The following is a 19380-nucleotide window of genomic DNA, read 5'->3' on the forward strand; positions in this document are numbered from 1 at the left end:
CGGGTCGACCGCCGTACGCCGCGACGGTCCGGATTAAATCTAATGCTTCAGATGAGGCCGTGTTGTTGCAGCTTCTTGCGCAGCGTGTTGCGGTTGATGCCGAGAAACTCCGCCGCGAGCGACTGGTTGCCTTCGGCTTGCTTCAGCACAACTTCCAGCATGGGTTTCTCGACGCACGAAATCACCATCTCGTAGACGTCGTGCGGTTTGGAGCCGTCCAGGTCCTGGAAATAATTATCCAGGCTCTGGCGGACGCATTGTTCTATGTGATGTCTACTCATGCGGCTAGTCGGTCTGTGTGGTTCTGCCCGTCGCACGATTCTTCCGCTTCGTCGTTGCCGCCGCGGCCGCTATCTGCGTCGAGTTCTTCGACATAGACGAGACGGTCGGACAACGCCTTTTGAGCGTTGAAGAATTCGTTCACGGCGAGCAATTGTTCTCGTGTGGAATCCAGCGTGTTCATCCGATGTCTGAACGTGTTGGCGCCGGAAAGGCCGCGAGTGTACCAGCCGATGTGTTTGCGCGCTGTACGAACGCCCGTGAATTCGCCATAGAAATCATAGTGATCTTCGAGATGTTCATTCATCAGTTGCTGGATCTCGTCGATACGCGGCGCGGGCAAATGTTCGCCCGTTGCCAGAAAATGTTCGATCTCGCGAAAGAGCCACGGGCGCCCCTGCGCGGCACGTCCAATCATGATCGCGTCCGCACCGGTTACGGCCAGCACGTGACGCGCTTTTTCGGGCGTGGCAATGTCGCCGTTGGCCACCACCGGAATGCGCACGGACGCTTTGACGGCGGCAATGGTCTCGTATTCCGCGTCGCCCTTGTAGAGATCGGCGCGCGTGCGGCCGTGCACGGTCAGCATGGAAATGCCCGCGTCCTGTGCAATGCGCGCAATGTTGAGCGCGTTCTTGTTCTCGCGATTCCAGCCCGTGCGGATCTTCAGCGTGACGGGCACCGCGTCCGGGCCAACGCCGACTGCGTTCACCACGGCCTGCACGATCTGCGCGACCAGCGTTTCGTTTTGCAGCAATGCTGATCCGGCCGCCACATTGCAGACTTTCTTGGCTGGGCAGCCCATGTTGATGTCGATAATCTGCGCGCCGTTCGCGACGTTGTGACGCGCGGCTTCGGCCAGCATTTTCGGATCAGCGCCTGCGATTTGCACGGAGATGGGCTCCACCTCGCCGGTGTGATTCGCGCGGCGGAGCGTTTTCTCGCTTTTCCACAACTGCGCATTCGACGCAACCATTTCGGACACCGCGTAACCCGCGCCCATACGTTTGCACAACTGCCGGAACGGGCGGTCCGTCACCCCGGCCATGGGGGCGACAAACAAGTTGTTGCGCAAAATGTGGGGGCCGATGGCCGGTGTGGAAATGGGCATAAAACTCGCGGCGTCCCACATGCAGGGACGCAAAAGCGCTTAAGGAAACGCCTATTTTAACGCGAACGTGCCGGGTCAATTAAGTCCAATCGTCGCGCAAGTTGTTAAATCTTCTATGAATATCGCGAACGTCATAGAGGAAAAGCTCAACTATGGGCAGATGAATGCAGTGCGGAGAAAGCATGTTTGACCTGATCGGTACGCGCTGACCGCATGGATTTCCCGAGTCAGCGCCGTTGTCCGAACATCATCTGTCGCGCCAGCACGGTTTTTACCGGCGGGACCAGTTCCAACGCGCTCAACGCCAATCCGCGCATCGCGGCGAGTGGCGCGAAATCGACGGTGAAAAGACGCGCGAGCGTATCGGTTGCGCCAATCGTCATGCGCCGGTCCAATGCGCGCCGTTGAGCAAAAAGACTCAGTGCGACGGTGGCCGGGCCGTTGGTCGATAACGCGTCGCAGAGCGCGTGGGCGTCGCGCAAGCCCAGATTGAGTCCTTGCCCTGCAACGGGATGCAGCGTTTGCGCCGCGTTGCCGATAGCGACCGTGCGCCGGTCGACCAGCGCATTCAATGCATTCAGCCCGAGCGGGAACATCGCGCGGCCGGTGATGCGCGTGAAGCGGCCCATGCGCTCGCCGAAGGCTGAGCCCAGCTCCGCGAGGAATGCATCGTCGGGGAGTTGCGAGCGGCGTGCCGCTTCTTCAGGGTCACAGCACCAGACAAGCGCATAGTCCGCCTGGCGCGCGCCGCCGCATGGCAGCAGCGCGATCGGCCCTTCGGGCGTGAAGCGTTCCCACGCGACGCCGGGCTGCGGCGACGATACGCTCACGGTCCCGACAATAGCCGTCTGGCCATAATCGCGTGTGTTCTTGACCTCGGCGGAAAGCGCGGAAGAAGCGTCCGTCTCCTTGTACAACCCGCCTTCGGCGTTCACCAGAATGCGCGCGCGGATCGTGCGGTCGCCGGTTGCCGAATGAATCGGGAGCGTGACGCCATCGTGGTCGTGCAAGGGTGTGGATGCCGTGGTTTCCGTGAACCAGTGCACGCTGGTTTTGCTGACGGCTTGAGCGAGGGTTGTAACAAGCGAGCCGTAACGCACGAGGTAGCCGAGCGCAGGCAAACCGTGTTCATCGTGATCGATCAGCGTGCGGCCGAACTGGCCGCGTTGTGAAACGTGAATGCGTTTGATCGGGGTGGCATCGGCGGGAAAACCAAGCGATGACTCGAGCATCGCGCGGCTGCCATGCGACACCGCGATGGCCCGCGGATCAGCCGACGCAGCCCCAGGCTCGCGTGCGTCGATCAACGCCACAGATAAGCGCGACGTTGCGCTCCTTTTCGCCAGCCAGCCCGCGAGCGCGAGCCCGACCGGACCGGCACCGACAATGGCGATATCGAAGTGATAATCGGCTGGCGGTGCGTGGCCGATAGTTTCCGCGGTTTCAATTTGCATCTGGCGTTTGCGCATCGCGCATCAAGGCTTCGATTTCGTCGGCATCCACCGGCACTTCGCGCGTCATCAACTCGCAGCCATCGGTTGTGACGACGGCATCGTCCTCGATCCGGATACCGATGTTCGCGTACCGTTCGGGCACGTCTTCTGCGGCGCGGATGTACAAACCCGGCTCTATGGTCAGCGTCATGCCCGCGTTCAACGTGCGCCACGCGCGTGCGCCCTGGTCGTCGAGTTGCGCGTGGGCGTCGCGATAGTCGCCGGCATCGTGCACGTCCATGCCGAGCCAGTGGCTTGTCCGATGCATGTAGAAACGCTGATAAGCCCGCTCGGCGATGACATCGTCGGCAGTCGCGAATTTATTCCGGTCGATGATCCCCGTGTCCAGCAAACCCTGCGACAACACACGCACGGCGGCTTCGTGCGGCGCGTCGAAGCTGACGCCTTCGCGGGTTGCGTCGACGGCGGCATATTGCGCGGCCAGCACGATCTCGTAGATTTCCCTTTGCGCCGATGTGAACCGTCCGCTCGCCGGAAACGTGCGCGTGATGTCGGACGCATAACCGTCGAGCTCGCACGCGGCGTCGATCAGGATCAGGTCGCCCTCGCGCACGATTGTGTTGCCCGCCGGGTAGTGCAGCGTGCAGGCATTCGCGCCGGCCGCGACGATCGTGCCGTACGCGGGCGCTTGCGCGCCGCGTCGGCGGAACGTGTAGAGCAGCTCGGCTTCGATCTCGTATTCGTGCATGCCGGGGCGGCAGGTTTGCATCGCGCGCCGGTGTGCTTCGGCGGAGACCGTCCCCGCACGCCGCATGATCCCGAGTTCGTGCGCGTCCTTGATGAGGCGCATTTCGTCGAGTACCGGCAGCAGATCGATCGCTTTCGTAGGTGCTTTCACGCCGGTCCGGCTCTGCGCCCGAACCGCCGCGAGCCAGCCGCGAACCTGCTCGTCAAGCTCGGCGGAACTGCCGAGCGCGTAGTGCAGCGCGGGGTTATCGGCGAGCAGGCGGGGCATTTCCGTATCGAGTTGATCGATGGGGAACGCCGCGTCGAAACCCAACGCGAGGCGTGCGCCTTCAGGGCCGTAGCGGAAACCTTCCCAGGTTTCGCGCTCGGCGTTTTTCTCGCGGCAGAACAGGATGGCTGCAGGCTCGTCCGCCTCGGCGCCGGCGTTGAGGACAAGCGTTGCTTCCGGTTCGGTGAAGCCCGTCAGGTAATAGAAGTAGCTGTCGTGGCGGAACGGGTAGTCGGCGTCGCGGTTGCGCATGACCTCGCGCGCCGTCGGAACGATTGCCACGCCGCCGCCCGATTCCCGCAGCGCCGCGAGGACGCGGTCACGGCGGCTCCGGTAGACGTCGACGGCTAATAAGGATTGGGCTTCAGTCGATGAGTTCATTCAGCGATTGTAGCGCTGCCTCCGCGATGCTTCACTCCTTCGCGCCGGGCGCCTGATCGGCGGCGGGTTCCGCTGCTGCCGGCCGATTCCGCACGCTGCCCGCGATCAGGTCAAAGCGGAACAACCGGCATTCGAGCGCGCCGTTGAAGAGCGGTGTTTTCGTCGATTCACGCAGTCGCAGCAATCCTGGCAGTTTTCGATCCGATGTCAGTACATACGCGCGCCAACCCGGAAAGCGTTGTTTCATCGCGTTGCCGAACGAGATGAAAAACTCCTGGTCGGCGGGATCGGGTTGCGCGCGGATGAATGCGTCCTCGTCCTCGTCGTGACCACGGTTTTTTGGTTCGCGAAGCTCGCCGCGCGGGCCGCGTCCGCGCACTTCGATCCGCTCGCCGTAAGGAGGATTCGCGACGAGGATCCCGGGGGTGTCGGACGGTGGTGTCATATGGCGCGCGTCGATCTGTTTCAGCGAAAGCTCCGGCAAACCCGCGCGTTCGAGATTCGAGTACGCCTTGTCGAGCATGTCGCCGGAAATGTCGCTGCCGTAGATCTGGATGTCCGCACGCGATGACTGCGCGGCGCGTTTGGCATCGACGGCTGCGCCTTTCAGCTTTTGCCACGCGTTTACATCGTATTGCTTCAGCTTTTCGAAGCCGAAACGACGCTCGACGCCTGGCGCAATGTTCAGCGCGACTTGAGCGGCTTCGGCGAGGAAGGTGCCGCTGCCGCACATCGGGTCATAAAGCGCAGTGCCGGGCGTCCAGCCGGTCAGGCGCAGAATTCCTGCCGCGAGGTTTTCACGTAACGGAGCCGCGCCTTTGTCCAGCCGCCAGCCGCGTTTGAAGAGCGGATCGCCCGAGGTATCGAGGTAAAGCGTGCATTCGTTCAGCGTGAGGAACGCGAAGACGCGGACGTCGGGTTGGGCTGTGTCGACGCTCGGACGATTGCCCGTCAACTCGCGCAAGCGGTCGCACACGGCGTCTTTCACGCGCAAGGTCGCGAACTCGAGACTGCGTAGCGGGGACTTGATCGCGGTGATGTCGACACGAATGGTTTCGTTCGGCGAGAACCATTTTTCCCATTGCTGCTGATACGCGAGTTCGTAGATGTCGTGTTCGCTGCGATACGGGCCTTGAGCGAGTTTCAGCAACACGCGGCTCGCGATGCGCGAATGCAGGTTGGCAGCCATGCCGGCGGCCCACGAGCCGCGGAAATGCACGCCACCGGGGACTTCCTTGCCGGTGCGGAATTGCGAGCCATCTACGTGCTTTGCCCCGATTTCGCCGAGTTCGGCCGCAAGCGGGGCCTCGAGACCGCGCGGGCAGGGGACAAACCAGTCGAAAAGGAAAGTAGTGGCCATGGGGCGGTGCTTATTTGGGAATCGAAGGGGGATATTGTACGCGGGGGGAGAGAAGCGGACGGGCTATACGCAGCCGGGTACGACGGATCAACAAAAACGCCGGTGTCTCTCGCGAGCACACCGGCGTTCCGTTTTACCCGACAGCGAGTGTCAATCCACCGCCTTCACCATATCCTCAATCACTTTCTTGGCATCACCGAAAACCATCATCGTCTTGTCCATGTAGAACAACTCGTTATCCAGCCCGGCGTAACCCGCCGCCATCGACCGTTTATTCACGATAATCGTCTTCGCCCGATACGCTTCCAGAATCGGCATGCCCGCAATCACCGATTTCGGATCGGTTTTCGCCGCCGGGTTCACCACGTCATTCGCCCCGAGCACGAGCACCACGTCCGTCTGCTGGAATTCACCGTTGATGTCCTCCATCTCGTGGACCAGTTCATAGTCCACTTCGGCTTCGGCCAGCAACACGTTCATATGCCCCGGCATACGACCCGCCACCGGGTGAATCGCGTACTTCACGTCGATGCCTTTCTCGATCAGCTTGTCGGTGAGTTCCTTCAGCGCATGTTGAGCGCGTGCCACGGCCAGCCCATACCCCGGCACGATCACCACCGTTTCGGCATTACCGAGCATGAACGCGGCGTCATCGGCGGAACCGGATTTCACCGGACGTTGCTCTTGCGCACCGCCCGTTGCCGCCGCGCCGCCTTCGTTACCAAACCCGCCCAGCAGCACGTTGAAGAACGAGCGGTTCATCGCGCGGCACATGATGTACGACAGAATCGCACCCGACGAGCCCACCAGCGACCCGGCGATAATCAGCATCGGATTATTCAGCGAGAAGCCGATACCCGCCGCCGCCCAGCCCGAATACGAATTCAGCATGGACACGACTACCGGCATATCCGCACCGCCGATCGGGATGATGATCAGCACGCCGAGCGCGAACGCAATCAGCGTCATGATCACGAACGGCAACCACGACTGCGTCAGCATGAAGATGATGCCAAACCCGAGCATCGCGAGGGCGAGCAGCAGGTTGATCATGTGCTGCCCGGCATACACGACCGGCGCGCCCTTGAACAACCGGAACTGGTACTTGCCGGACAACTTCCCGAACGCAATCACCGACCCGGAGAACGTGATTGCACCCACGAACGTACCGATAAACAACTCCACGCGATTGCCCACGGGAATGGGTTCGCCTACGGCTGCGAGACCGAACGCTGAGGGTTCCGAAACAACGGCGTATGCAATACATACCGCGGCCAGACCGATCAGCGAGTGCATCGCCGCGACCAGTTCGGGCATCTTCGTCATCTCGACTTTCGCCGCGACGTACGCGCCAACCGCACCGCCAACCACGAGCGCCCCGAACAGCAGGCCAAGCCCGAGCGACAGATCCGATCCCAGCGCCGAAGCCTGCTTCACGATCAACGCGATGGTCGTGAGAATCGCGATCGCCATGCCGGCCATGCCGAACGTATTGCCAATGCGAGCCGTCTTCGGATTCGACAGCCCTTTGAGCGCCTGGATGAAACACACCGAGGCGATGAGATACAGGAGAGTGACAACGCTCATGCTCATTGCGCGGCCCCCTTCGAAGCGTTAGTAATCTGCTTCGGCGCTTTCTTCTTGAACATCTCGAGCATTCGCCGCGTCACCAGGAACCCGCCGAACACGTTGACGGCTGCCAATAAAACCGCGAGCGTGCCGAAGAACTTGCCGGCATCGCCAATCGTCAGGCCGGCCGCAAGCATCGCGCCGACAATCACGATTGCCGAAATCGCGTTGGTCACCGCCATCAACGGCGTGTGCAACGCGGGCGTAACGTTCCAGACCACGTGATAGCCGACATAGATCGCCAGCACGAAGATGATCAGATTGATGACCGTGTGATTTACCAGTTCCATGTCAGTCTCCTTTGATCCCGCGCGTGACCTGGCCGTCGCGGCACAGGAGCGTCGCGGCGACGATATCGTCGGCCATATCGATGTTCAGCGTCCCTTCCTTCGTCACAATCAGCTTGATGAAATCAAGCAGGTTGCGGGCGTAGAGGGCGGAGGCATCGGCGGCGACCATCGAGGCGAGATTGGTGTAGCCGACCAGATGCACACCATGTTTCGTCACGACCTGATCGACTTCGGTGAGCGGACAATTGCCGCCGCGACGACCTTCGTATTCGGCGCCGCGTCCCGCCGCCAGGTCGACGATCACCGAGCCCGGCTTCATCTGCTGGACGGTTTCCGCCGCAATCAAGGTAGGCGCGGGGCGGCCGGGAATCAACGCGGTCGCAATGACGATATCAGCCTGTTTCGCACGTTCGGCCACCAGCACGGATTGCCGTGCGAGCCAGCTGGCAGGCATGGGACGGGCATAACCCCCCACGCCGACCGCGGCTTCGCGTTCTTCATCGGTTTCGTAGGCGACTTCCAGAAATTTCGCGCCCAGCGATTCGATTTGTTCCTTCACGGCCGGACGGACATCGGAGGCTTCGATCACCGCACCCAGCCGCTTGGCCGTGGCGATAGCCTGCAAGCCCGCCACGCCCGCGCCGAGCACGAGCACGCGCGCCGCTTTCACGGTACCGGCGGCGGTCATCAGCATTGGCATGAAACGCTGATAGATGTTGGCGGCGACCAGCACGGCCTTGTACCCGGCGATATTCGCCTGCGACGACAGCACGTCCAGGCTCTGCGCACGCGTGGTACGCGGCGCGGCTTCCAGGGCGAACGCAGTAATCCCGGAGGCAGCCAGGCGCGCGTTGTTCTCGGCGTTGAAGGGATCGAGCATGCCGGCAATCACCGCGCCGGACTTCAGCAGCGGCAACTCGGCTTCGTTGGGCGAATGAACCTTGAGGACGAGATCGGCGGCGAACGCGGTGTTCGCATCGACTAGTTCAGCGCCGGCAGCGGCGAAGGCGTCGTCGATATAACTCGCTGGCACGCCCGCGCCGCGCTGCACCGTGACCCGGTGACCTTGCGACACGAGCTTCTTGACCGTCTCCGGCGTGGCGGCGACTCGCGCCTCGTTCGCCCGCGTTTCGGCAGGCACTCCGATATGCATCTTCAATCCTCCTCACGTTCTAGTTTTTGATTTGGCCGTGTGCAGTCGCTCGCGTGTTTGCAGCAACGCTCCTGCGCACGTGATTAAGCGGTTATTTAAGCTGTTATTTGCGACTGATCGTCACTGTAACCGAAACTTTCGCGAAAAATGACGCCATCGGACAACAACCTGCGCGAACCCCGCGGGCGACGGAAAAACGCGCAAAACGGTAAAATACCGTTCCATGAAACCAGAACGATGGACACCGCGCGTGACGGTCGCGGCAATTGTGGAGCGGGACGGGCGCTTTCTCGTGATCGAGGAGCACACGTCGGACGGGCTCAAGATTAATCAGCCGGCCGGACATCTGGAAGCAGGAGAAACACTTGTCGACGCCGTGAAGCGCGAGACGCTCGAGGAAACGGCGCACCGTTTCGAGCCGGAGGCGCTTGTCGGCACGTATTTCACGCACTTCGAGCGGCCGGGAAGGTCGGTCACGTATTTGCGGTTTACGTTCTGCGGCACGACGTCGGGAGAAGTGCCGGGCCGCGCGCTGGATTCGGGCATCGTGCGGGCCATGTGGCTTACCGCCGACGAATTGCGCGCCTGCGCTGACAGGCACAGGTCGCCGGCCGTGCTGGAATGTCTCGATCACTACCTCGCCGGGCGGCGCGTGCCGCTCGACTTCATTCATACGCATTCGGTCGCGCCGGTGCAGGATCAGGGTTTGAATTCAGCTTCAGGTACCTGATTCAGGCAAGTAACGCAGAGAGCAAAATGAGCAAGGCCGGAAAACAGAAAGTCGTGGTGGGCATGTCGGGCGGCGTGGATTCGTCGGTGACCGCATGGCTGCTCAAGGAGCAGGGCTACGACGTGATCGGCCTGTTCATGAAGAACTGGGAAGATGACGACGACAGCGAATACTGCTCGACGCGGCAGGATTGGATCGACGTGGTGTCGGTGGCGGATCTGATCGGCATCGACGTGGAAGCGGTCAACTTCGCGGCCGAATACAAGGATCGCGTGTTCGCCGAATTCCTGCGGGAATATTCGGCCGGCCGCACGCCGAATCCGGACGTGCTGTGCAACGCCGAGATCAAGTTCAAAGCCTTCCTCGACCACGCCATGTCGCTGGGCGGCGAGACCATCGCGACGGGGCATTACGCCCGCGTGCGTGAGCGCGACGGGCTGTTCGAACTGCTGAAGGCGACGGATTCGACCAAGGATCAGTCTTATTTTTTGCATCGGCTGAATCAGGCGCAATTGTCCAAGACGCTGTTTCCTCTTGGCGAGATGCCCAAGACGAAGGTCCGCGAAATCGCGGCGCAGATCGGCTTGCCGAATGCGGCGAAGAAGGATTCCACGGGCATTTGTTTTATTGGCGAACGGCCGTTTCGCGAGTTCCTGAACCGCTATCTGCCCACGCAACCCGGTCCGATGAAAACGCCCGATGGCAAGGTGATCGGCGAGCATGTCGGGCTGGCGTTTTATACGTTCGGTCAGCGAAAGGGCATCGGGCTTGGCGGCAGCAAGGACGGTAGCGGCGATCCGTGGTTCGTCGCGGGGAAGGACATGGCGTCCAACACGCTTTACGTCGTGCAAGGGCATGACCATCCGTGGCTGCTGTCGCACTCGCTCGTGGCCGGCAATACCAGTTGGGTCGCGGGCGCCGCGCCGGTCGAAGGCACCGTTTGCGCGGCCAAGACGCGGTACCGGCAGTCGGATGCGCCTTGCGTGATGGGTGCGTCGGGTCCGGTGGATGGTCGCTTTGAACTCCGTTTCGACGACGCCCAATGGGCCGTCACACCCGGACAATCGGCCGTGCTTTATCAGGGCGATGTGTGCCTGGGCGGCGGGATCATTGAATCGGCGGCAACTGCACAGCCTGTGCGGCGCGACGCGGGAGCCGCGCTGCTCACCGCGCGATAGGCTTTTCCTCAGTACATTGCGCTGGTTGGAAGCGGGCTGCGGCCCGCTTTTTGTTGTGCTGAATTGGCCAGAAAACGCGCTCAAATCAGTAATTCACAAAAAATCGGTACATACCCGGTGAGGCTCGAGACGCTCTGAGCAGTCCAGAGGGAAAAAATTCGAGCCCGCACGTTGAAGGTTCATAGCAAAAATTCATGTCGAAAATTCATGACTATCTATCTTCTAGTAGATAAATTAGCGCCATGGATGTTGCTGCATGATGTTGCTGCATGGATGTTGCTGCATGAGTTTAGTGCCATGAGTCTCGCTGCATGAGCTTGGCAAGAGAAGTTGATCGATAGCAACGCTGCGGCAACCAGGCAGCATCAGCACAACAATACTGTGGAAGTAGCGAGCCAGAACCGAAATGAATATCGACAAAGTCCCCGACAAAAATACTGTGCGCGAACAATTGCTCGATCACGCCCAGGTTTTGCTGATGACTCGCGGCTACAACGGGTTCAGTTATCGGGATCTGTCGGCGCTGGTGGGCGTGAAGACATCGAGTATTCATTATTACTTCCCGTCGAAGGAAGATCTGGTGCTCGAAGCGGTGAATACGTACAGCGCGGACGTGATGTCGTCTATTTACGCCATCGATAGCTCCGCCTCCGCCGAGAAAAAGCTGGATCGGTATGTAAAGCTGTTCGGAAAAATAGTGGGCGAGGGCGATCAGGTTTGTCTTTGCGGAATGCTCGCCGCAGATATTGAATCGCTTCCCGAAGATGTTCGCCATGCGGTCCAGGCTTTCTTCAAAGCTAACGAAACCTGGCTGGCAAAGGTGCTGGCGGAAGGTGAGAAGCAGGAAACCCTGAGAACGAACGGAAAGCCGGAAGTGACGGCTCGCGCATTGTTCGCGGCGTATCAGGGAAGTTTGCTGGCCTGCCGTTTGTTTCACACTAAGGTACGTCTGGATGAAGTGACGCAGACTGTGAAACGTTAATTCACGATGTGGGTGAAAACGCTTTACGAATGAATTGAAAGGGCATGTTTGCGGCCGTCCACTCGTCATCGTTGAGATAATTGTCAAGAATGATTAAGCGTGTCTCAAAATTAGCACTTATCGGTAATTTACGCGCTTTATCTATCTTCAGATAGGTAGATTTTGATTGCCGATTTTATGCCTAAGCGGTTTATTTCGACGTTATTTTTACCGTCATCAAAAAGGCATCGACGAGAGAGCCACGGGCGCGATCCGGTGTGCAAATGAAAGATCTGCGTCGGCGTTTTTGCGATTTGGCCAACCAGGCTGGCTCGCGGCGAATTAGGACCGATGCAGTTAATGGGTCAGGCATCCGTGTGAATCGGGCATGTGCTGGATTGCATTGACGTTGTCGTCGTTGCTGTCGCGAGCAAGGAAACTGACAAAGAGGTTAGTTTGATCTGAGTTTACTTCGTCGATTTGTCTATCTATGAGTAGATAAATTCCATGGTTGGTTGAATCTTTGGTTGGTTGAATCTTTGGTTGGTTGAATCTTTTTCAGGTGAGGTTTTTCAACGTGCTTCGTTTTCACCAGGCATTACCCGTCTTACCCCAACTGCAGCAACCCGGTTTTCGCACCGGGCCCTAACCCGCCGTACCTTCACTAACAGGAGTGAACCATGTACAAGCTCAAGTCCCTCGCCATCACCTCCGCTGTTGCTGCTTTGCTCGGAGCAAGCGCTGTTGCACAAGCCGCGCCGGTGCTCGAACCTGCGACGCAGCAGTTTATCGATGCACTCACAGCGCAAAAAGGCCCGCCGATCTACACCCTGTCGCCCGCCGACGCTCGCAACGTCCTTGCCGGCGCCCAGTCGCATCCGGTGTCGAAAGAGGCGGCGCAGATTGAAGACCGGGTGATCGAGGCTGGGCCAACGGGCAAGATCGCGATCCGCATCGTGCGGCCGGCACACGCGAAGGGCGTGCTGCCCGTGATCATGTATTTCCACGGCGGCGGTTGGGTACTGGGCGACAAGAATACGCACGACCGCCTGATCCGTGAGATCGCGAACGGCGCGCAGGCCGCAGTGGTCTTCGTGGATTACGATCGCTCGCCCGAGACAAAATTCCCGGTGCCGACGGAAGAAGCCTACGCCGCCACGCGTTACGTGGCGGCGCACGCGAAACAATTCAATGTCGATGCCACGCGCATGGCCGTGGCGGGCGACAGTGTCGGCGGCAACATGGCCGCGGCGGTCACCTTGATGGCGAAGGAACAGGGCGGCCCGGCGCTGCGGTACCAAGTGCTGTTCTACCCGGTCACCGATGCGAATTTCGACGATGGCTCGTACAACGAATTCGCCGACGGTCCGTGGCTCACCAAAAACGCGATGAAGTGGTTCTGGGACGCTTACGCGCCGAACGCGGCTGATCGGGAAAAAATCACGGCGTCGCCGTTGCGCGCATCGCTTGATCAGTTGGCGGGCTTGCCGCCGGCGCTCGTCATCACCGACGAAAACGACGTGTTGCGTGACGAAGGCGAAGCGTACGCGCGCAAGCTGTCACAGGCTGGCGTCCGGGTGACGGCGGTGCGCTACGCCGGCACGATCCACGACTTCGTGATGCTGAACGCGCTGGCCAACACACCGGCCACGCGCGCTGCAATTGATCAGGCGAATACCGTACTGAAGAAGGCGCTGGCGAAGTAAGCAGGCGATCACCAGCATGGAAAAGCCCCACGCGCCGTCAGGCGCGTGGGGCTTTTCAAGTCATTCTCACTGCTTCAGGCGGGCAATGTGTCGATGAAAGACTGGCGCTGCGACAAACGCTGAAAGTGTTTGTCCAGATTGGGAAACTCCTCGCGCCAGTTCACCTGGGGCATCCGGTAATCGAGATAACCGAGCGCGCAGCCGCAGGCGATATCCGCCAGCGTGAAGTGATTGGCCGAACACCAGTTCTTGGCGGCGAGGCCTTTGGACATAGCCTTCAGGCCGTCGTCAATCTTGCGCTGTTGGCGCGCTACCCACGCGTCGTTGCGCTGCCCTTCCTCGCGCTGGGTGCTTTCCAGGCGAATCAGGACGGCGGCGTCGAGCATGCCGTCGGCGAGTGCTTCCCAGCATCGCACTTCGGTACGCTCGCGGCGTTCCTGCGGCAGCAGTTTGCCGACCGGGGTGAGCGTGTCGACATATTCACAAATCACGCGCGAATCGAAAACGGCTTCGCCATCGTCCAGGATCAGGCACGGCACTTTGCCGAGCGGATTGAAACTATGGATTTTCGAATCGGATGCCCAGACGTTTTCGAGCACCAGTTCGCAGTCGATTTTTTTTTCTGCCATCACAATCCGCGTCTTGCGGACGTACGGACTGTTGAGCGAACCGATCAGTTTCATCATCTGTGTTGTCGTTTCTGCAAAAAGTAGTCACGGAGATGGATATTAACCGCCCGGACGCACGCCGACTGCAAATTCAGGATGGCGGCGTTGTGGTCGGGCGACAAAAAACCGGGGCTCCTTTCGGTACAACCGGGTTGCAGTCTGGTGGCACCGGGTCATACCCGTGACAGGTACCTGGGCCTACGCGCCGCATCCTCTTGAGAATGCTCTTGAGGTATGACGCCCAACCGTATCAGCCGCGTTCATTGTGCAGGCGAAACCGCGTTCGCGGACATGGCGGCAGCAGGACAGGGAAGTACAACCGGCACAATTGCCGCGACTTTTCCGGCCTTGCTCGCCGAAGCTGCGACCGGTACCGGCACCGAACTCACGGTCCGAACCCCGGCGGAAATCTCGCTGGCGAGTTGATCGACAGCTCGCCGATGCCCCGCCACCAGCGCGTCATACCCGGCGTCGACAGGTTGTTCGGCCAGCGTCCGGCAGGCCAGGACGGCCTGGTTGTTCACACCGCGCACGCTCCACACGGCGTCGATCAGCGCGCGCCGGCCGGGCGACGATTCGAAGCGCTGCACATTCACCTTCACGCGATACACCGGTACGCCCTCGGGATGCGGCGTGCCGTAGACGTCGATGGCGCCCAGCCGCTGCGACAAGTCCGCCGACAACGCGCGCCGGACTTCGTCGGCGGGAAGGGATGCCCAGCGCTCGTCCTCGAGCACACGGACTTGCGCCGAGCCATCCTGCACGACCATCTGGTTCTTCGCGACTTGCGGTGGCATGTCCACCGAGGACACTTCCAGATAGAACGAAGCAGGCGCAGCCGTTCTCGTCGCGGTTCCGGTTTCGCTACCGCTGAGCGTATAAAAGCGGCTGGTCGGCGAACTGCTGCACGCGGCGAGCGCGGCGACCAGACCTATCGCCGACACCCCGCCGGCGACCCTCAATATTCTGGCCAAGCTCATGGCTTATCTCCTGGTTTCCCGCGCACAAGCGACTCCGGATGACGTTCCAGATAATCGGCCAGCGCGTTGAGCGATTGCAGCGTCCGCGTCAGTTCCTGCAACGCCTGATGAACATCCGTCTGCAGCGGCGAGTCCTGCTGCAGCGTGCTTTGCGCCTCGCCGAAGGTCTTCTGCGCGGCGACGAGCGTATTGCGCGCTTCGGGCGCAACCTGCGTATCGAGTTGCTTGAAGAGGCTGTTCGCGTTCTTCAGTGCGCTGTTCAGGTTATTGCCGATGTCGTCGAAGGGAATCTTGTCCAGCTTCTTCGCGATATCCGCTACCTGCAGTTGCAGTTCGTCGAGCGTATTGGGGACGGTCGGCAGTTCGAGCGGATCGGCGCTGGCGTTCACGGTGGCCTTGGGCGCTTTCGGGAAAACATCGAGCGCGACATAAAGCTGGCCGGTCAGCAGGTTGCCGGTACGCAACTGTCCACGCAAACCGTTCGAAACCAGGTTCTGGAGCAGTTCCTGTCCAGCCACCGTGTTCTGGCGCGGCACGGAATCCCGGAAGCGCTTGCCCAACCGGTCAGGATAGATATTCATGGTCACCGGCATCTGGAAGCTGCGCGATTTCGGGTCGTATTCGATCCCGATGCCCGTCACGCTGCCGAGCAGGATGCCGCGGAAATCGATGGGTGCGCCCACCGACAAGCCGCGTAGCGATTGGTTGAAATTCATGACCACGCGGATTGGCTGGCCGTCCGGATCACGCATGGCGTCCTGTTCGTCCGAACCGAGGCGGAAGGTCATGTTGTCCGGCGCCTGCGCTCCGGGTTCCTGATTCGGGGGCGTCTGGAACGCGATACCGCCAAGCACGACGGTCGCAAGCGACTGCGTATTCAGCTTGAAGCCGCTTGCATCCAGCCGCAGGTCGACGCCGCTTGCGTGCCACCAGCGCGAATTCGTGCCGACATACTGATCGTACGGCGCATTGACGAACACTTGCATGGTGACGCCGGTCCCGTCCTTGTCGAGCGAAAAGCCGACCACTTGCCCGACCTGCACGCGCCGGTAGTAGATAGGCGAGCCGATATCGATAGAACCCAGCGACTCGCCGCGCAAGGTGAACTGCCGTCCTTTTTGATCGCCGGTCACGGCGGGCGGCGTTTCGAGCCCGACAAAATGGGTCTCGTCCTCTTTTGATTTCCCGGCATCCACGCCTATATACGCGCCGGAAAGCAACGTGCCGAGCCCGGTCACACCGCTTGCGGCCACGCGCGGGCGCACGACCCAGAAGCGTGTGTCCTTTACCGCGAAGTCCTCGGCGACCTTGGTCAACTGGACGTCCACGAGCACCCGTGAGTGGTCTTTCGACAGCGTGATCTCCTTGACCGTGCCGACATCGACGTCCTTGTATTTCACCTTGGTCTTGCCGGTTTCCAGGCCTTCGGCGTTCGCGAAGCTGATGGTGATCGTCGGTCCGCGTCCCGACACGGATTTCACCACCAGCGCAACGCCGATCAGCGCGGCGATCAGCGGAATCACCCAGACAAGCGAGGGTATCCAGCGGCTGCGCGGCTCGATCACGGGTTCCGGGAGATTGGGCGGCAAGCCGCCGCCACCGCCTGCATTTCGCGACGGCTCGTTCGGGCCCTTGACGGTGTTGTTCGCAGGACCTTGCGGGCTAGTCATGTTTCTTTCCTGAAGGTTCGATGTGATCCCACATCAGTCGCGGGTCGAATTGCATGGAGGCCAGCATGGTGAGCACCACCACGCAGCCGAACGCGAGCGCGCCCGGCCCCGGCGTGATGACGGCGAGTGAACCGAAGCGCACGAGCGCCACGGTAAGCGTCACGACAAAGACATCGAGCATTGACCATCGGCCAATTTTTTCGACGATCCGGTACAACGTCGTACGCTGGCGGGGACGCCACTTGGAGCCCGATTGCGTGGCCCAGGTGAGAAACGCCAGCGTGCCGAGCTTGAGCATCGGCACAAGAATACTGGCGATGAAAATGATCGCGGAGAGCGGATAGTCGCCATCGTTCCAGAACATCGCCACGCCGCTCATGATCGTGTCGTCTTCTGAACCGACGATCGACGACGTATGCAGCACCGGATATAAATTCGCCGGAATGTACAGGATCGCGGCGGACAACAGCAACGCCCAGGTGCGCGCGACCGAGTCCGGATTGCGCCGATGCAGCGGCGAGCCGCAGCGCACGCAAAGCTGACGCTCGACCGTGAACACGCGCTTTTGCACGCGATTGCACGCGTGGCAGGCGATCAGACCCGCTTCCTTGGCCGTGGTGTATATCGGCTCGGGCGATTCGGGTGTGTCGGAAGTGCCGGCAGTATCGGGATCGGGCTGATTGGTCATGGTTTCGTCGGTGGAGCGGCTGTGTCGGGCGGCGTCCCGTGCTGCGGCGCGAACGGACGCATCAAGTCGGATGAGGGGCTGGAATGCGGATCGGCTGGATGAGCCGATACCGGGCCGGACCGAAGGCCGCCGAAAGGCGTGTACCGCAGCGGTCCCTGACCTCCCACGCGCTCGGCGATTTCCCACAGCGCGCGCGGGTCGAAGGTGAGAATGACCGCAAACAGCAAGGTCAGTGCGCCGAACGCGAATAGCGCCGCTTCGGGAATCACGCGGGCGATGCTCACCATTTTCACCAGCGTGACGAGTATCCCGAGCATGAACACTTCGATCATTCCCCACGGCCGCACGAACTGGATCGCGCGCAGCACCTGGCTGAAGCCGGCCGGAATGAAACCCGCGCGCAAGGGCACGAGCAAATACAGCATGGCAACCAGTTCGGTGAGCGGAAAAAGGACGGTCGCGCAGAAAACCATGGTCGCGATCACTTCCATGTTCTCGCCCCACAACGCGAAGATTGCACCAATCAGGGTCGTTTGCGACGTGATGCCGTTCGTTTCAAGTTCGACAATAGGGAACGCCTGCGCGATCAAAAACGTGATCAACGCGGCTAGCGTGATGGAGCAAAGCTTGTCCAGATTCGACGACACGCTCTGATAGAGCGTGGCGCCGCAGCGCGTGCACTTCGCGGAACTGCGGGAAGGCAGCCCGCGCTTATGAAACAGCGTGTCACATTCGTGGCATGCGATCAGATCGTCTTCTTCCATGGGCGAAATACTGGGCTCGTACTGGCGTGTTGTTTTAGTGTCTTGAAACTTTTGGACCGGGGCGGCTGCTTGCAAGAGCAAGGGCCGGGCCTGCGGGCATGGTAACAAACGGCGAGGCCGCCGCGCGGAAGGTGTACCGTGACCGGGATCGCAGGCTATTTCCCCGGCCGGTAACCGGGTCTCTCCGCTCCCTGATATGCGGCCTTACGGGGCGCGGGTCGGTTTGCAATCGGCCTGCAATTCAGCCTGTGACCGGTTTTTGCCCGCGCGGAATGCTTCGTCCGCGCGGCCCGCTCACGGTGTCAGCAAGCCACCGATACCAGATTTGTAACGCGGGCGTCGACGGATCGGCAACTATTTCTTTAGCAAAAAGCCGTCTTTTACTTGTTCGGGTAGGATGGCGGCCTTGAGACCCTGTCGCCGGGGTTGTTGCGGTTGATCCGCGACAACCGCTTCGGGTCAAGTCATCAATCTCGCACTCTTTCCGGTGGACCACGTATGGAACGCAGCCCGAATTTCGCCAACTCCGAGCGCTACAGCCGGACCGCGATCGGCCTTCACTGGCTGATCGCGCTGCTGATTGTATGCGGCTTCTATCTTGGCTGGATCATGACCGACATTCCCGGTTTCACCCCAACCAAGCTCAAATATTTCTCCTGGCACAAATGGATCGGTGTAACCGTTTTCGCGCTCGCGGTCGTACGTGTGCTCTGGCGCGCCACGCATAGCGCTCCGTCCATGCCGCGGCGCATTCCCGCGTGGCAGAAAGGGGTGGCACATCTCACGCACTTTCTGCTCTACGCGCTGATGCTGGTGATTCCGGCCTCCGGATATCTCTACAGCTCCGCAGCCGGCATTCAGGTCGTGTATCTCGGACTGGTGCCGCTGCCGACGATCATCGGACCGGATAACGTGCTGAAAGGCACGCTCAAGATGGTCCATATCTATTTGAATTACACGCTGCTCGTGCTCGTGATCATGCATGTCCTGGCGGCGCTGAAGCATCAATTCGTCGACCGCGACGGTTTGCTCGCACGCATGCTTCCATTCCTTCGATAAGCGCCGTGTGTGTTCGCATTCAGCGGAAATAAGACGTGATTGATTCCTTGTTGTTGATAGCGAGTTTCCTGCGCGCGGGTTGCGCCGGATTGCGTTTGACTCTTCAATAGCGGCTCAACCGATTTTCCGGATGACCTTAGGACATACATGAAACACGCGAAATTTTCCCGTTGGTTGCTTGCAGGCGTTTCCGCCGCATCGCTGGTCGCGGCGGTTTCCGCCTTTGGTCAAGCCCAGGTCGACACGGCCAAAAGCACGGTCACGGCGACATCGAAGCAAATGAACGTGCCGGTTGAAGGCAAGT

At 60.5% G+C, this 19380-nt stretch carries 18 protein-coding genes and 1 pseudogene; 6 read left to right on the forward strand and 13 right to left on the reverse strand.

What is annotated here, in order from left to right:
- Positions 1-47 precede the first annotated feature (47 nt).
- The 8 genes from AWB69_RS29720 to AWB69_RS29755 all read right to left on the reverse strand — a co-directional run bounded on the left by AWB69_RS29720 (position 48) and on the right by AWB69_RS29755 (position 8672).
- A complete protein-coding gene (locus AWB69_RS29720; protein WP_031357513.1) occupies positions 48-281 on the reverse strand; it encodes a Fis family transcriptional regulator in 234 nt (77 codons plus the stop codon).
- Positions 278-1390, reverse strand: coding sequence for a tRNA dihydrouridine synthase DusB (gene dusB, locus AWB69_RS29725; RefSeq protein ID WP_062090421.1), 1113 nt, complete (start codon positions 1388-1390; stop codon positions 278-280). Before dusB ends, AWB69_RS29720 begins: the two co-directional genes overlap by 4 nt.
- A 227-nt stretch (positions 1391-1617) precedes the next feature.
- The gene (locus tag AWB69_RS29730; protein ID WP_062090422.1) at positions 1618-2844 is read right to left on the reverse strand and encodes a UbiH/UbiF/VisC/COQ6 family ubiquinone biosynthesis hydroxylase; all 1227 of its coding nucleotides are present in this window, start codon (positions 2842-2844) and stop codon (positions 1618-1620) included.
- Complete coding sequence (locus AWB69_RS29735) at positions 2834-4240, reverse strand: aminopeptidase P N-terminal domain-containing protein (protein ID WP_062090403.1); 1407 nt, start codon at positions 4238-4240, stop codon at positions 2834-2836. Before AWB69_RS29735 ends, AWB69_RS29730 begins: the two co-directional genes overlap by 11 nt.
- 31 nt (positions 4241-4271) lie before the next feature.
- Positions 4272-5600, reverse strand: a complete 1329-nt coding sequence (locus AWB69_RS29740) for a THUMP domain-containing class I SAM-dependent RNA methyltransferase (protein ID WP_062090404.1) — start codon at positions 5598-5600, stop codon at positions 4272-4274.
- A 150-nt stretch (positions 5601-5750) separates the two neighbouring features.
- Complete coding sequence (locus AWB69_RS29745; RefSeq protein ID WP_062090405.1) at positions 5751-7193, reverse strand: NAD(P)(+) transhydrogenase (Re/Si-specific) subunit beta; 1443 nt, start codon at positions 7191-7193, stop codon at positions 5751-5753.
- Complete coding sequence (locus AWB69_RS29750) at positions 7190-7519, reverse strand: NAD(P) transhydrogenase subunit alpha (protein WP_062090406.1); 330 nt, start codon at positions 7517-7519, stop codon at positions 7190-7192. Before AWB69_RS29750 ends, AWB69_RS29745 begins: the two co-directional genes overlap by 4 nt.
- A 1-nt stretch (position 7520) precedes the next feature.
- The gene (locus tag AWB69_RS29755; protein ID WP_062090407.1) at positions 7521-8672 is read right to left on the reverse strand and encodes a Re/Si-specific NAD(P)(+) transhydrogenase subunit alpha; all 1152 of its coding nucleotides are present in this window, start codon (positions 8670-8672) and stop codon (positions 7521-7523) included.
- Positions 8673-8895: 223 nt separating this feature from the next.
- Between AWB69_RS29755 and AWB69_RS29760 the strand changes: the two genes are divergently transcribed.
- The 4 genes from AWB69_RS29760 to AWB69_RS29775 all read left to right on the forward strand — a co-directional run bounded on the left by AWB69_RS29760 (position 8896) and on the right by AWB69_RS29775 (position 13247).
- A complete protein-coding gene (locus AWB69_RS29760) occupies positions 8896-9402 on the forward strand; it encodes an NUDIX hydrolase (RefSeq protein WP_062090408.1) in 507 nt (168 codons plus the stop codon).
- Positions 9403-9428: 26 nt separating this feature from the next.
- Positions 9429-10580, forward strand: coding sequence for a tRNA 2-thiouridine(34) synthase MnmA (mnmA, locus tag AWB69_RS29765; RefSeq protein ID WP_062090409.1), 1152 nt, complete (start codon positions 9429-9431; stop codon positions 10578-10580).
- 406 nt (positions 10581-10986) lie between these two features.
- Positions 10987-11562 carry a TetR/AcrR family transcriptional regulator gene (locus tag AWB69_RS29770; protein WP_062090410.1) on the forward strand — a complete coding sequence of 192 codons (576 nt, stop codon included), beginning with the start codon at positions 10987-10989 and terminating at the stop codon, positions 11560-11562.
- 659 nt (positions 11563-12221) lie between these two features.
- On the forward strand, positions 12222-13247 hold the full coding sequence (locus AWB69_RS29775; RefSeq protein WP_062090411.1) for an alpha/beta hydrolase: 1026 nt from the start codon (positions 12222-12224) through the stop codon (positions 13245-13247).
- Between the two features lie 74 nt (positions 13248-13321).
- On the opposite strand, the gene AWB69_RS29780 is transcribed toward AWB69_RS29775, so the two are convergent.
- From AWB69_RS29780 to AWB69_RS29800, 5 genes are all read right to left on the reverse strand, one after another.
- Entirely contained in the window at positions 13322-13933 is a 612-nt protein-coding gene (locus tag AWB69_RS29780; protein ID WP_062090412.1) for a glutathione S-transferase C-terminal domain-containing protein, read from the reverse strand.
- Positions 13934-14175: 242 nt separating this feature from the next.
- Entirely contained in the window at positions 14176-14895 is a 720-nt protein-coding gene (locus AWB69_RS29785) for a PqiC family protein (protein ID WP_062090413.1), read from the reverse strand.
- Complete coding sequence (locus AWB69_RS29790) at positions 14892-16565, reverse strand: PqiB family protein (RefSeq protein ID WP_062090414.1); 1674 nt, start codon at positions 16563-16565, stop codon at positions 14892-14894. The genes AWB69_RS29785 and AWB69_RS29790 overlap by 4 nt, the downstream gene beginning before the upstream one ends.
- Complete coding sequence (locus tag AWB69_RS29795) at positions 16558-17253, reverse strand: paraquat-inducible protein A (protein ID WP_082913646.1); 696 nt, start codon at positions 17251-17253, stop codon at positions 16558-16560. The genes AWB69_RS29790 and AWB69_RS29795 overlap by 8 nt, the downstream gene beginning before the upstream one ends.
- Entirely contained in the window at positions 17250-18017 is a 768-nt protein-coding gene (locus tag AWB69_RS29800; RefSeq protein ID WP_075644014.1) for a paraquat-inducible protein A, read from the reverse strand. The genes AWB69_RS29795 and AWB69_RS29800 overlap by 4 nt, the downstream gene beginning before the upstream one ends.
- Before the next feature lie 498 nt (positions 18018-18515).
- Here AWB69_RS29800 and AWB69_RS29805 point away from each other — a divergent pair, with 498 nt between their 5' ends.
- Both AWB69_RS29805 and AWB69_RS48060 read left to right on the forward strand, forming a co-directional pair.
- Positions 18516-19076: a cytochrome b gene (locus tag AWB69_RS29805; protein ID WP_062090415.1), complete on the forward strand. Its 561-nt coding sequence runs from the start codon at positions 18516-18518 to the stop codon at positions 19074-19076.
- Positions 19077-19223: 147 nt separating this feature from the next.
- A pseudogene (locus AWB69_RS48060) lies at positions 19224-19380 on the forward strand (YceI family protein); the annotation flags it as partial.

The sequence above is a fragment of the Caballeronia udeis genome (assembly GCF_001544555.2).
Lineage (GTDB): Bacteria > Pseudomonadota > Gammaproteobacteria > Burkholderiales > Burkholderiaceae > Caballeronia > Caballeronia udeis.

Coding starts and splice junctions, on each gene's coding strand:
- AWB69_RS29720 (WP_031357513.1), bottom strand. CDS start 281: ATGAGTAGACATCACATAGAACAATGCGTCCGCCAGAGCCTGGATAAT.
- dusB (WP_062090421.1), bottom strand. CDS start 1,390: ATGCCCATTTCCACACCGGCCATCGGCCCCCACATTTTGCGCAACAAC.
- AWB69_RS29730 (WP_062090422.1), bottom strand. CDS start 2,844: ATGCAAATTGAAACCGCGGAAACTATCGGCCACGCACCGCCAGCCGAT.
- AWB69_RS29735 (WP_062090403.1), bottom strand. CDS start 4,240: ATGAACTCATCGACTGAAGCCCAATCCTTATTAGCCGTCGACGTCTAC.
- AWB69_RS29740 (WP_062090404.1), bottom strand. CDS start 5,600: ATGGCCACTACTTTCCTTTTCGACTGGTTTGTCCCCTGCCCGCGCGGT.
- AWB69_RS29745 (WP_062090405.1), bottom strand. CDS start 7,193: ATGAGCATGAGCGTTGTCACTCTCCTGTATCTCATCGCCTCGGTGTGT.
- AWB69_RS29750 (WP_062090406.1), bottom strand. CDS start 7,519: ATGGAACTGGTAAATCACACGGTCATCAATCTGATCATCTTCGTGCTG.
- AWB69_RS29755 (WP_062090407.1), bottom strand. CDS start 8,672: ATGCATATCGGAGTGCCTGCCGAAACGCGGGCGAACGAGGCGCGAGTC.
- AWB69_RS29760 (WP_062090408.1), top strand. CDS start 8,896: ATGAAACCAGAACGATGGACACCGCGCGTGACGGTCGCGGCAATTGTG.
- mnmA (WP_062090409.1), top strand. CDS start 9,429: ATGAGCAAGGCCGGAAAACAGAAAGTCGTGGTGGGCATGTCGGGCGGC.
- AWB69_RS29770 (WP_062090410.1), top strand. CDS start 10,987: ATGAATATCGACAAAGTCCCCGACAAAAATACTGTGCGCGAACAATTG.
- AWB69_RS29775 (WP_062090411.1), top strand. CDS start 12,222: ATGTACAAGCTCAAGTCCCTCGCCATCACCTCCGCTGTTGCTGCTTTG.
- AWB69_RS29780 (WP_062090412.1), bottom strand. CDS start 13,933: ATGATGAAACTGATCGGTTCGCTCAACAGTCCGTACGTCCGCAAGACG.
- AWB69_RS29785 (WP_062090413.1), bottom strand. CDS start 14,895: ATGAGCTTGGCCAGAATATTGAGGGTCGCCGGCGGGGTGTCGGCGATA.
- AWB69_RS29790 (WP_062090414.1), bottom strand. CDS start 16,565: ATGACTAGCCCGCAAGGTCCTGCGAACAACACCGTCAAGGGCCCGAAC.
- AWB69_RS29795 (WP_082913646.1), bottom strand. CDS start 17,253: ATGACCAATCAGCCCGATCCCGATACTGCCGGCACTTCCGACACACCC.
- AWB69_RS29800 (WP_075644014.1), bottom strand. CDS start 18,017: ATGGAAGAAGACGATCTGATCGCATGCCACGAATGTGACACGCTGTTT.
- AWB69_RS29805 (WP_062090415.1), top strand. CDS start 18,516: ATGGAACGCAGCCCGAATTTCGCCAACTCCGAGCGCTACAGCCGGACC.